Below are 11,571 nucleotides of genomic sequence, written 5' to 3'. Positions count from 1 at the left end.
TTGTGTCTAAAAATACGGGGGCTAAACCGAAGTGGCATGTAAACGGGCGAAACCCGCACGTAAACGCAGCAAACCCGCATGTAAACACCAAAAGACAAAGGTAAGGCGCATAAAAATCTTCAAATACAATCTCCCTCATTCCACTTCTTGCCTACTTCTTCATAACTTCGCTGACACAGCCGCGAACCGTCATTTTTAGCCGCATGTACACTGTGCTTAGAACCATTTCTTTCCTTGTTTAGGCTGGGAAATGCTTTAAATTTTCAAGACAGACACGAACAAATTCAGGGGCACATACATTGAACTAGAGCCTAAACAAGAAACGAAGATTACTAAGGTACGAGAGTATAGAGCGGGAGAACTCTGGGAAGAATGGAGTAATGGAGGTGGATGAAAATGAAATCATCAATGCAACCAACAGGGGAATTGTGTTTAATATGCGAGGAGTATAAGGAGACCGGGATTCACATTTTACATCAATACATCTGTATGGACTGTGAGAAAAAAATAGTTTCTGCTGAAACGAATGACGAATATTACAAACACTATTTAAATCAATTAAGAAAATTAAAATTAGCGAATTCTTCCGTATAAACAGGCCGACAGGGCCTGTTTTTCTGTTTACAGTGAAAAGCAGACAGCATAGAGTTATGCTAAAATAGAAGGATAAACAGTACTTGATGTAAGAAAAAAGGATTATACATGATTAGAGAACAAAGAACTCCCTTATATGATGCCCTTATACGGCATAGCCATAAAACAAAATGGTCCTTTCATGTTCCAGGGCACAAAAATGGAACCATCGGCTTTAAAGACAGCGAAAACAACGCATTTGCCTCCATTCTTCCTATGGACGTAACGGAGCTGACGGGACTGGATGATCTCCATGAACCCTCTGAAGCGATTAAAGAGGCGCAGGAATTGACGGCATCTCTGTATGGTGCCCACTCCAGTTATTTTTTGGTGGGAGGAAGTACAGCAGGAAATCTCGTCATGCTTTTATCTGCTTTTCAAGAGAATGATCTTGTTTTTGTTCAGCGGAACTGCCATAAGTCAGTTTTGAACGGACTGGAGCTGGCAGGGCTTGAGCCGGTATTTCTTTCGCCCGGCGTCGATCCGGTCGGACAGTTTGCCACTGGGCTTACACTTGAAAGGGTGAAAGAAGCGGTAAGGAAGTACCCTGAGGCCAAAGGAATCATGCTGACGAACCCAAACTATTATGGATGGGCTGCAGATCTAAAGGAAATGATTCATTATTTGCATGAACACGGATTGATCGTGCTCGTTGATGAAGCTCATGGAGCCCATTTTGGCAGGAGCGAATGGTTTCCTGAGAGTGCAATCAAGTCTGGGGCTGATATGGTTGTCCACTCTGCCCATAAAACACTTCCTGCTATGACGATGGGGGCTTACTTGCATTGCAACAGTTTTCGCATGGATGAAAATAGGGTAAAACATTATTTACAGGCCCTTCAATCGAGTTCGCCATCGTATCCGATTATGGCCTCGCTGGACTTGGCAAGAGCCTACGTGGGCAGTCTTACTCCAGAGGATTTTAAGGCTATTAAAAAGGATGCGGAACACTTTAGGGACGCTCTGAACAGTATTCCTCAGCTGACGGTATTGAATTCACCCCGGGACTATGGGCTGGATCCTTTGAAAGTTACTGTACAGAGCACCACAGGCCTTACTGGTTATGAGCTGCAGGAGAAGCTGGAGGATAAGGGGATTTTTACGGAACTCGCTGATCCTTTGAATGTCCTGTTTGTGCTTCCTCTCGGCAGGATACCGGGTCTTGATGAATTGATTGAAACTATTCGAGGCGCTTTGTCAGACGACGTGTTTCACAAGAAACATTCCCGGCTTCCGTTACAGAGTACAGGGACAGGCATCAGTGCTCTTGCAGCTGGCTATAAAGAACTGCTGAGGATGGAAAGTTCAGAGGTATGGATCTCCCAATCTTCAGGCCTTATAGCTGCTCAGTCCATTGTTCCCTATCCGCCCGGCATCCCGCTGATCGCCAGAGGAGAACGGATTACGGAGGAAACGGTGAAAGAATATCAATATCTTTTAGCGCAGGGTACCCGGTTTCAGGGTGGACAAGGCAAAAAAATAATCGTATATGCTGAACAGAAGGAAGAGTAGATGTGAACGGACTATTTATTACGATCGAGGGCCCTGATGGCTCAGGAAAATCAACACAGATAAAAAAACTGGCAGGTTATTTAGAAAAAAGCCATATTCCATATATATTAACCCGCGAACCGGGAGGAACAGCGATCAGTGACAAGATCCGATCGTTGATTCTTGATCCGTCCCATCCCGAAATGACGGATGAAACGGAAGTGCTGCTGTACGCTGCTTCCCGGGCTCAGCATGTTAAAGAAAAAATCGTTCCGGCTTTGCAGGAGGGCAAACTTGTCCTGTGTGACCGTTTTGTCGATGCGTCCATTGCTTACCAAGCTTATGGCCTCGGCATCCCCGTTGAGGAAGTTAAGGCGATCAATCACTTTGCTACAGGAGGATTACAACCGGATCGAAGCTATCTGATTGATATTTCTCCTGAGGCTGGCAGGGAGCGCATGGTCAGCCGCTATAGTGGAGAAGGTCTCGACCGCATTGAGCAGAAACAGCTGGAATACCACGAAAGAGTAAGGACAGGATTTAGGAAAATTTATTCAGAAAACAAGGAGCGTTTTCTTCTTGTGGATGGAAACCAAACGATAGATCAAGTTTTTGATGTGATCAAAAAGGATATTCATCTTCTTCTAGCGAACCGATATAACTAATAAATCACAGGAGGGAAAACGTATGAAAATGATCATAGCAGTGGTTCAGGATAAGGACAGCAGCCGTTTGGCGGATGCGCTTGTTAAGCATGAGTTCCGTGCGACCAAACTGGCGACGACCGGTGGATTCCTTAAAGCAGGTAATACGACATTCATGATTGGTGTGGAAGACCAGCAAGTGGACCGTGTCCTGGAAATTATCAAAGAGAACTGCAAGAGCCGCAATCAACTGGTTGCCCCGGTATCACCGATGGGCGGCAATGCGGATGCATACGTTCCCTATCCTGTGGAAGTAGAAGTTGGAGGAGCCACTGTATTTGTTCTTCCTGTGGAAAGCTTTCAGCAGTTTTAATATGACGGAGGAGTAAAAATGAAAATTGGCCAGAATCCCCGCCCAATGATCGATCTGAAACAAAAAGAAGAAAGGCTCAGCGGCAAAAGCGGAGATGTGTTTGGAAAAGCTGTTGCGAGCCATCAGGAAAAGCTGCAATCCGATCAGCTCGGCACCCTATTGAAGGACGTGGAGAAGCAGGGGCAGCGGCTTGCTCAGTATCAGACCATGAGAGATTTTAGCCAATATAAACAGCTTGTGCAGCGTTTTGTAAAAGAAGTCGTTGATTTTGGCATGAATCTAAAACATAGCCGCGGCTGGAACAGCCAGGGAAGGCAGCAGACGACAAGGCTCGTTCAGGAAGTGGATGCCAAGCTTCTGGAAATGGCTGACCTGATGTTAAAGAAGGAAGAAAAATCAATCGGCCTGCTTGATAAGATCGGTGAAATGAAGGGGCTCTTGATTAATTTATATACGTAGGTGGGAAAAATGAGCTGGGAACAATTAAATGAAAGGCAGCCAAGGGTGGTAAAAACGTTAACGAATAGTGTTAAGAAAGATCGTCTCGCTCATGCTTATGTGTTTGAGGGGGGCCATGGAACAGGAAAAATGGATATGGCCCTGCAGCTCGCAAAAACTTTTTTGTGCAGGGAAACAACGAGTGTTGAACCTTGCGGTGAATGTAAGGATTGCAAGAGGATTGAGTCAGGAAACCACCCGGACGTTCATATCGTACAGCCTGAAGGGCAATCCATCAAAATTGATCAGATTCGTGGTTTGCAAAAAGAATTTGCTTATCATGGAATGGAATCGGATAAGAAACTCTACATCGTGGAACATGCTGATCGTATGACGGTACAGGCGGCGAATAGTCTGCTTAAATTTTTGGAAGAACCGACGTCTTCCACGATCGCCTTTTTATTAACGGAACAGGTGCATCGTCTGCTTGACACCATTCTGTCCAGGTCACAGGTTCTGTCCTTTTCTCCTCTTCCCCCAGAACAGCTGGTTAAATCTTTGCAGGAAGAAGGGATCTCTTTGCCGATGGCAGCTATGGCTGCCGCATTAACGAGCGATAAGTCAGAAGCGCTCGAAATTTGTAGGCAAGAGTGGTTTGCACAAGCACGAGACAAAGTGATACAATTAACTGAAGAGTTGAGGACTCGTCCCAGCCAGGTATTTGTTTCATTACAAGATAACTGGTTGTCGTTTTTTAAGGAAAAAGATCAGCTCGACAATGCATTAAGCCTTTTATTGATCTGGTACAAAGATCTTTTATTTATACAGCTTTCAGAGCCGGAGCACCTGGTATTTGTCGATCAGCGGCAAACGTTAGAGCAGCAAGCTCTACATACCTCACAGAAAAGAATCAGTGAGAAAATGCTGGCTATCTTAACAGCCAAGCAACGCCTAGGTGCAAACGTAAACCCCCAGCTCCTAATGGAGCAGCTGGTGTTACGATTACGGGAGGGATAAAAGCCTGTGTATGAAGTAGTCGGAGTCCGTTTTAAAAAAGCGGGAAAAATATACTATTTCGATCCTGGCGACCTTGATATCATAAAGGATACATTCGTAATTGTTGAAACAGCGCGCGGAATTGAATACGGTAAAGTCGTCATAGACAAGAAGCAAGTTGGGGAGAATGATGTTGTACTTCCTTTAAAAAAGGTAGTAAGGACCGCAAACGAGAAAGATATGCTCGCGGTCGATGAAAACAAAAAAGCTGCCCAAAATGCTTTTGAACTGTGCACGGAAAAGATAACTGAACATAAGCTTGACATGAAATTGGTGGATGTCGAATATACCTTCGACCGAAATAAAGTCATTTTTTATTTCACGGCAGATGGGCGCATCGATTTTCGGGAACTGGTTAAAGATCTTGCTTCCATTTTTCGGACGCGGATCGAGCTGCGGCAAATCGGAGTCCGTGATGAGGCCAAAATGCTCGGCGGCATCGGACCATGCGGAAGAATGCTGTGCTGTTCTACTTTTCTTGGTGACTTTGAACCCGTATCCATTAAAATGGCTAAAGACCAGAACCTTTCACTTAACCCTGCAAAGATTTCTGGGTTATGCGGCCGTTTGATGTGCTGTTTAAAATACGAAAATGATTATTATGAAGAAGTCAAAAGAGAGCTTCCGGATGTGGGTGAACAGATTGCCACTCCACACGGAAGAGGTCGCGTTGTTGGATTGAATATGCTCGAGAAACTTGTACAGGTCGAACTGCCGGAACTTGAGAAAGTAACGGAATATACAATTGATGAGCTCATGAAAGAAAAGGAATTATTTACGCAAGCTACAGAATAACGAGGTGGAAAGCACGTGGAGAAAGATCAGATTTTTTCCCGGGTGACCCATATGGAGCAGCAATTGGCAGCTTTAACGGAGCAAATTGGAGACTTAAAAGCAGACCTTGTCGCCTTATTGGAACAGAATCACAACCTGCAAATGGAAAATTATAATTTGCGAAGTGCTCTGAAGCCACAGGAAAAAAAAGGATCCAAATCCTCTGTTAAAAAGCGGCCACTGTCACAAGAATCGGCAGATATCGGGGAAGGCTATGACAACCTGGCGAGGCTGTATCAAGAAGGATTTCATATTTGCAATCTTCATTATGGAAGTGTTCGTACAGAGGGCGACTGCCTGTTCTGTCTGTCATTTCTTAATAAAAAATAAAGAGTCTTTCCAAAGGGGAAGACTCTTTTCTATGTCATCTGATTCAACAACCTATTGAGAAAGAGTGATGTAATGGAATACCTGTTAAAAGGAGACGAGCGGCTGGATTATCTCGTGGATGAATCGTTAAAGATCATTCAGAGCCCGTCCGTCTTTTCATTTTCTCTTGATGCGGTACTGCTGAGCAGGTTTGCCTATGTACCTATACAAAAAGGAAAAATCATTGATCTGTGTACAGGAAACGGTGCTGTGGCACTGCTGATGACACAGCGTTCGAAGGCATCGATTACTGGGGTGGAAATTCAGGAACGGCTCAGTGATATGGCTGGCAGGAGCGTGGAAATCAACGGCTTGCAGGACCAGGTTTCCATATTGACTGACAACATCATCAATCTTCCTGGAAAGCTTGGGACAGGTACGTTTGATACGGTCGTTTGCAATCCGCCGTATTTTTCCTCGGTCAATGAAAAAGATTATAATGAGAACCCGCACCTGGCAGTAGCCAGGCATGAGATTCATTGTACGCTTGAAGATGTGATCTCTGTGAGCAGCAGGCTGGTCAAACAGGGCGGCAAAGCAGCTTTTGTTCACCGTCCCCAGCGGCTCATGGACATTTTAAGCCTGATGAGAAAATACAGGCTAGAGCCAAAACGGCTGCAGTTTGTTTATCCAAAACCAGGCGGAGAGGCAAACATGCTACTTGTTGAGGGGATGAAGGATGGCAAGCCTGATCTTCATATTCTACCTCCACTGACCGTATACGGCATAGATAGGAAATATACAGAAGAACTGAAGAAGGTTTTCTATGGGAAATAATCAAATCAGGGAAGGAGGCGCTGTATATGATGTGGCAGCAGAATAGCTATCAGAGCCACGAAACAGGTGTACTCTACTTAGTTCCGACTCCGATCGGGAACTTGGAGGACATGACTTTTCGTGCGATACGGATTTTAAAGGAAGCCGACTATATTGGGGCAGAGGATACGAGACAGACGAAAAAGCTTTGCAATTACTTTGAGATTCAGACTCCTCTTTTCAGCTACCACGAACATAATAAAGAGGTGAGCGGCATGAAACTCATCGATCTGCTGAAAGAAGGCAAAACAGTGGCACTCGTATCGGATGCCGGGACACCGGCCATTTCGGACCCAGGGTATGAACTGGTGGTAAGCGCACTGCAGGAAAAGATTCCTGTTGTTCCGCTTCCGGGAGCGAACGCGGCATTATCGTCACTGATTGCTTCAGGCCTTAATACGAAGGACTTTTACTTTTACGGATTCTTGCCTCGGGGCAAGAAAGAAAAGAAAGAACAGCTTGAGCGGCTCAAATATTATTCATTTACAATGATTTTTTATGAATCTCCTCACCGTTTAAAGGAGACCTTATCCTTGATGCATGAGATCCTTGGTGACCGGAATGTTTCGATGGCGAGAGAACTGACGAAGAAATATGAAGAGTTCATCAGAGGTCCGTTAAGGAAAATGATGGAGTGGTCCAAGGAAACGGAGATCAGAGGAGAGTTTTGTCTGGTGGTTGAAGGATCGTCCGAGAAGAGGGAAGAAACAGCCGAATCTCAGTGGTGGGATACTCTGACTCTTGCCGAGCATGTACAGCATTATATCGATGAAGAAGAACTGAAGAGCAAAGAAGCAGTAAAAAGAGCGGCGGCGGACCGAAATCTGCCAAAGCGTGAGGTATACCAAGCCTATCATATTGAAAATGAAAACTAAATGCACAAAAAAAGGGCCTCCTGTGTTCAGGAGGCCGTTTTATGTTCAAACCTTATTTTGCTGTTTGAAGTTGTCGTTGAAGTTCGTTCATGATTTCTTTTGCACCTTCTGGGCTAAGAATGATTTTTCCGCCAGCAAGTGAATAGTTGTCATCAGAAACTTCCCCAGTTACTGCACAAGTCATATTAGGCTTGTATTTTTTTAGGATGATGCGGTCATCGTCAACATAGATTTCAAGTGCGTCTTTTTCAGCAATTCCAAGTGTGCGTCGTAATTCGATTGGAATTACCACACGTCCTAGTTCATCAACTTTACGAACAATACCTGTAGATTTCATTTTAGTAATCTCCTCCCGAATAGTAGATATTTTAATGCCTAACTATTATTTATATATATAATCGTCAGAAATCGGCAAAATCTTACGGATTCATCATAACAATATTTCCAGATTGGGTCAACTATTTTGCAAACAAAAATTTCTATATCTATTTACCCGTTTTACTATAAGTTCAATCATTTCATATTATCTTAACAAACAGGTAAAATCAGGTTTAGAAATTTATTCTTGTTTTGCAAAAAAATTACTGGGAATTATTCTTGATAAATTCGTCATTATTCGACAAAACTGACTTTTAAAAAATACTCTCTTAGCCTATTCTTCACCGTACATCCTGTTTACCTTGACATGACTTTACGGGATTAGGTATATTTTGAGTGAAGAAAAGAGCATAATGAAAGTATTTACATAAAGTGATTTCGCACCTGTTTTGTATTTTATGTCCCAGAACAAACATTTTTTTACACTTTTCATAGAACTGACAAATTTGATAGGCGCAATGTTCGGTCACTTTTTCCTGTAAATAAAATGTCCCTCCTTCAGCAGGGGCTTTTTTCATAGTTTATTAAATTTTTAAACGGAGGAATCCATTATGGGAGAAAAAACATTTTATCTAACAACACCTATATATTATCCAAGCGGAAAACTTCATATCGGCCATGCCTACACCACGGTAGCAGGCGATGCGTTAGCAAGATATAAGCGCTTAAAAGGCTATGAAGTGATGTATCTGACTGGAACGGATGAGCATGGACAAAAGATTCAGCAGAAAGCGGAGGAAACCGGAGTAACACCGCAGCATTATGTAGATGAGATCGTAACAGGGATCAAGGACCTTTGGCAAAAGCTCGATATTTCCTATGATGATTTCATCCGTACGACGGAAGACCGCCATAAAGAGAGTGTGGAAAAAATCTTTAAGCAGCTCTTGGATCAAGGGGATATTTATCTTGGAGAGTATGAAGGCTGGTACTGTACGCCGTGTGAATCCTTCTTCACTGAAACTCAGCTCGTCGACGGTAAATGCCCGGACTGCGGAAGAGAAGTAAAGCGTGTGAAAGAAGAGAGCTACTTCTTTAAAATGAGCAAATATGCAGACAGGCTCCTTCAGTTCTATGAAGAGAATCCGGAGTTCATTCAGCCTGAATCCCGCAAAAATGAAATGATCAACAACTTTATCAAGCCAGGATTAGAAGATCTAGCGGTTTCGCGTACATCTTTCGACTGGGGTGTGAAAGTGCCGGGCAATCCGAAGCATGTGATCTATGTTTGGATTGACGCTCTCTCCAACTACATTACAGCGCTCGGTTATGGATCTGGAAACGATGAAAAGTATAAAAAATTCTGGCCGGCAAATGTTCACCTTGTAGGGAAAGAAATCGTCAGGTTCCATACGATTTACTGGCCAATCATGCTGATGGCACTGGATCTGCCGCTTCCTAAAAAGGTCTTTGCCCACGGCTGGCTGCTCATGAAGGACGGAAAAATGTCTAAATCCAAAGGAAACGTAGTCGATCCGGTGACTTTGATTGACCGTTACGGTCTGGATGCGCTGCGCTATTATCTTCTCCGTGAAGTTCCTTTTGGTTCTGACGGTGTCTTTACGCCTGAAAGCTTTGTAGACCGTGTGAACCATGACCTTGCCAATGACCTCGGCAACCTTGTGAACCGAACAGTGGCGATGATCAATAAGTACTTTGACGGAGCCATTCCTGCCTATGAAGGGAACGTAACAGACTTTGATCAATCCCTTGTTGATTTTGTTCAGACCACTGTTAAAAAAGCGGAGGATTCCCTAGAGAACATGGAATTTTCTGTAGCCTTAAGCAGCATCTGGCAATTGATCAGCCGCACGAATAAATATATCGATGAAACACAGCCATGGATCATGGCGAAAAATGAAGAAGAAAAAAACGCCTTGGGCGCAGTAATGTACCATTTGGCGGAGTCGATCCGTATTGTTTCTGTATTGATACAGCCATTCCTGACTAATGCGCCTGCGAAAATATGGGAACAGCTCGGGATTCAACAAGGAGAGCTTACAGATTGGAATACCGTCTATGAATTTGGTAAACTGCCTGCGGGAACGAAGGTACAAAAAGGGAATCCTATCTTCCCTCGTCTGGAAACAGAGGAGGAAGTGAGCTATATTCAGCAGTCAATGGGCGGTGCACCCGCGGCAGCGCAAGAAGAGAAGACACCAGAAGTCATCGTGGAAAAGGAAGAAACAGATGAGATCTCCATCGATGATTTTATGAAAGTGGATCTTCGGGTGGCTCAAGTGGTTGAGGCAGAACCGGTGAAAAAGGCAGACAAGCTATTGAAACTGCAGCTGGATCTTGGGTTTGAAAAACGACAGGTGGTTTCAGGTATTGCAAAGTATTACCGACCGGAAGACCTGGTGGGGCAAAAAGTGATTTGTGTGACCAACCTTAAACCGGTAAAGCTCCGGGGTGAACTATCAGAAGGCATGATATTAGCTGGCTCTGCCGGAGATCAGCTGACTTTGGCAACCGTGGATCAAAGTTTGCCAAACGGTGCAAAAGTCAAATAAAGCAAGCATGTAAGGGGAGCCTAATAGGGCTTCCTTTTTTCATTTATCGGTGTAAAAAGAGGTGTGTAATTTCCAGTATGTAATAAAACTGTAATGCAATTGTTATCCAGACGACTTGGTGTTATAGGACAAAGGTATGATAAACTGTGAAAGTGTTAATAGGAGGGCTTTCTTCATGTTTGATACACACGCACATTTAAATGCAATTCAGTTTGAAGAGGATCTGGAAGAAGTAATACAAAGAGCTTTGGATGAAGGAATTTCACATATTGTTGTTGTTGGGTTTGACCGGCCGACAATTAAAGGCGCTATAAAGTTGGCTGATACATATGATTTTATCTATGCAGCTGTAGGATGGCACCCGGTAGATGCGGTGGACATGACACCGGAGGATTTACAATGGATTGAGGAACTCGCATCTCACCCTAAAGTGGTGGCTTTAGGCGAGATGGGCCTGGATTACCATTGGGATAAATCACCGAAGGATGTTCAGAAAAAGGTCTTTTGCCAGCAGATTCAACTGGCTAAGAAAGTGAAGCTCCCGATTATTATTCATAATCGCGATGCCACACAGGATGTCGTTGATATCCTGAAAAGTGAAGGAGCCGAGGAAGTCGGCGGAATCATGCACTGTTACAGCGGCAGCCTGGAGGTTGCGAAACAGTGTATGGAAATGAACTTTTACATTTCTTTTGGAGGACCTGTTACATTCAAGAATGCCAAGAAACCAAAAGAAGTGGCGAGGGAGATCCCACTGGACCGGCTTCTCATTGAAACGGATTGTCCTTACTTAAGCCCCCATCCGCTGAGGGGCAAGCGAAATGAACCATCGTATGTAAAATACGTGGCAGAGGCTATCGCTGAATTAAGAGAGATGCCTTTGGAAAATTTAGTTAAAAAAACGTCCGACAATGCTAGACAGTTATTCGGCATCAATCGCTGACCGATAATGTCGAAAAGAGAGAAAAACAAGCAAAAAACATTGTAAATCCAGCAAAATCTACAATAGGGAAGAGGAAACTGTCGAACGTTTTTTCTTCCATTTTTACCCTTTTCCCTTACATAATTGGGCTTGTGTAATTATTTTGCATAAGAGGGGGGATTTGACAACAAATTATTCAACGATTATACTTCAATCCTTGTAAAGGGGG

At 43.8% G+C, this 11,571-nt stretch carries 13 protein-coding genes; 12 read left to right on the top strand and 1 reads right to left on the bottom strand.

All coding sequences use genetic code 11. The features are described from left to right. Positions 1-390 precede the first annotated feature (390 nt). The 10 genes from ABHN01_RS06765 to rsmI all read left to right on the top strand — a co-directional run bounded on the left by ABHN01_RS06765 (position 391) and on the right by rsmI (position 7,529). On the top strand, positions 391-594 hold the full coding sequence (locus ABHN01_RS06765; protein WP_429874901.1) for a sigma factor G inhibitor Gin: 204 nt from the start codon (positions 391-393) through the stop codon (positions 592-594). 111 nt (positions 595-705) lie between these two features. Then, the gene (locus tag ABHN01_RS06760; protein ID WP_429874906.1) at positions 706-2,145 is read left to right on the top strand and encodes an aminotransferase class I/II-fold pyridoxal phosphate-dependent enzyme; all 1,440 of its coding nucleotides are present in this window, start codon (positions 706-708) and stop codon (positions 2,143-2,145) included. Positions 2,146-2,147: 2 nt separating this feature from the next. Continuing rightward, on the top strand, positions 2,148-2,789 hold the full coding sequence (gene tmk / locus ABHN01_RS06755; protein ID WP_429874900.1) for a dTMP kinase: 642 nt from the start codon (positions 2,148-2,150) through the stop codon (positions 2,787-2,789). Between the two features lie 22 nt (positions 2,790-2,811). Then, positions 2,812-3,141, top strand: a complete 330-nt coding sequence (locus tag ABHN01_RS06750) for a cyclic-di-AMP receptor (RefSeq protein WP_290402310.1) — start codon at positions 2,812-2,814, stop codon at positions 3,139-3,141. A gap of 18 nt (positions 3,142-3,159) precedes the next feature. Further along, entirely contained in the window at positions 3,160-3,600 is a 441-nt protein-coding gene (locus tag ABHN01_RS06745; RefSeq protein ID WP_429874899.1) for a YaaR family protein, read from the top strand. Positions 3,601-3,609: 9 nt separating this feature from the next. Beyond that, positions 3,610-4,596, top strand: coding sequence for a DNA polymerase III subunit delta' (holB, locus tag ABHN01_RS06740; RefSeq protein WP_429874898.1), 987 nt, complete (start codon positions 3,610-3,612; stop codon positions 4,594-4,596). 6 nt (positions 4,597-4,602) lie between these two features. Beyond that, complete coding sequence (locus ABHN01_RS06735) at positions 4,603-5,430, top strand: PSP1 domain-containing protein (protein WP_429874897.1); 828 nt, start codon at positions 4,603-4,605, stop codon at positions 5,428-5,430. A 15-nt stretch (positions 5,431-5,445) separates the two neighbouring features. Next, positions 5,446-5,799: a DNA replication initiation control protein YabA gene (gene yabA / locus ABHN01_RS06730; RefSeq protein WP_248251024.1), complete on the top strand. Its 354-nt coding sequence runs from the start codon at positions 5,446-5,448 to the stop codon at positions 5,797-5,799. A gap of 72 nt (positions 5,800-5,871) precedes the next feature. Then, positions 5,872-6,615, top strand: coding sequence for a tRNA1(Val) (adenine(37)-N6)-methyltransferase (locus ABHN01_RS06725; protein WP_429874896.1), 744 nt, complete (start codon positions 5,872-5,874; stop codon positions 6,613-6,615). Between the two features lie 29 nt (positions 6,616-6,644). After that, entirely contained in the window at positions 6,645-7,529 is an 885-nt protein-coding gene (gene rsmI / locus ABHN01_RS06720; protein WP_429874905.1) for a 16S rRNA (cytidine(1402)-2'-O)-methyltransferase, read from the top strand. Between the two features lie 52 nt (positions 7,530-7,581). Here rsmI and ABHN01_RS06715 read toward each other — a convergent pair whose 3' ends face one another. Beyond that, entirely contained in the window at positions 7,582-7,866 is a 285-nt protein-coding gene (locus tag ABHN01_RS06715) for an AbrB/MazE/SpoVT family DNA-binding domain-containing protein (protein ID WP_290402315.1), read from the bottom strand. 592 nt (positions 7,867-8,458) lie between these two features. Between ABHN01_RS06715 and metG the strand changes: the two genes are divergently transcribed. Together metG and ABHN01_RS06705 are read left to right on the top strand one after the other, a co-directional pair. Beyond that, positions 8,459-10,420: a methionine--tRNA ligase gene (gene metG, locus ABHN01_RS06710; protein WP_429874895.1), complete on the top strand. Its 1,962-nt coding sequence runs from the start codon at positions 8,459-8,461 to the stop codon at positions 10,418-10,420. A gap of 175 nt (positions 10,421-10,595) precedes the next feature. Next, positions 10,596-11,363 (top strand): TatD family hydrolase, encoded by a 768-nt coding sequence (locus ABHN01_RS06705; protein WP_429874894.1) that lies wholly within the window; start codon positions 10,596-10,598, stop codon positions 11,361-11,363. The last annotated feature ends 208 nt before the right edge of the window (positions 11,364-11,571 follow it).

Origin of the sequence: Fictibacillus sp. NRS-1165, from assembly GCF_050468105.1 — a bacterium.
Classification (GTDB): Bacteria; Bacillota; Bacilli; order Bacillales; family Fictibacillaceae; genus Fictibacillus_C; species Fictibacillus_C terrinigri.
This window is presented reverse-complemented; position numbering and strand designations above follow the sequence as displayed.

What these genes read in the sequence shown, in the direction of transcription:
- ABHN01_RS06745 (WP_429874899.1), top strand. Translation starts at nt 3,160, where the DNA reads ATGAAAATTGGCCAGAATCCCCGCCCAATGATCGATCTGAAACAAAAA.
- ABHN01_RS06750 (WP_290402310.1), top strand. Translation starts at nt 2,812, where the DNA reads ATGAAAATGATCATAGCAGTGGTTCAGGATAAGGACAGCAGCCGTTTG.
- metG (WP_429874895.1), top strand. Translation starts at nt 8,459, where the DNA reads ATGGGAGAAAAAACATTTTATCTAACAACACCTATATATTATCCAAGC.
- ABHN01_RS06705 (WP_429874894.1), top strand. Translation starts at nt 10,596, where the DNA reads ATGTTTGATACACACGCACATTTAAATGCAATTCAGTTTGAAGAGGAT.
- ABHN01_RS06725 (WP_429874896.1), top strand. Translation starts at nt 5,872, where the DNA reads ATGGAATACCTGTTAAAAGGAGACGAGCGGCTGGATTATCTCGTGGAT.
- holB (WP_429874898.1), top strand. Translation starts at nt 3,610, where the DNA reads ATGAGCTGGGAACAATTAAATGAAAGGCAGCCAAGGGTGGTAAAAACG.
- ABHN01_RS06715 (WP_290402315.1), bottom strand. Translation starts at nt 7,866, where the DNA reads ATGAAATCTACAGGTATTGTTCGTAAAGTTGATGAACTAGGACGTGTG.
- rsmI (WP_429874905.1), top strand. Translation starts at nt 6,645, where the DNA reads ATGTGGCAGCAGAATAGCTATCAGAGCCACGAAACAGGTGTACTCTAC.
- ABHN01_RS06765 (WP_429874901.1), top strand. Translation starts at nt 391, where the DNA reads ATGAAAATGAAATCATCAATGCAACCAACAGGGGAATTGTGTTTAATA.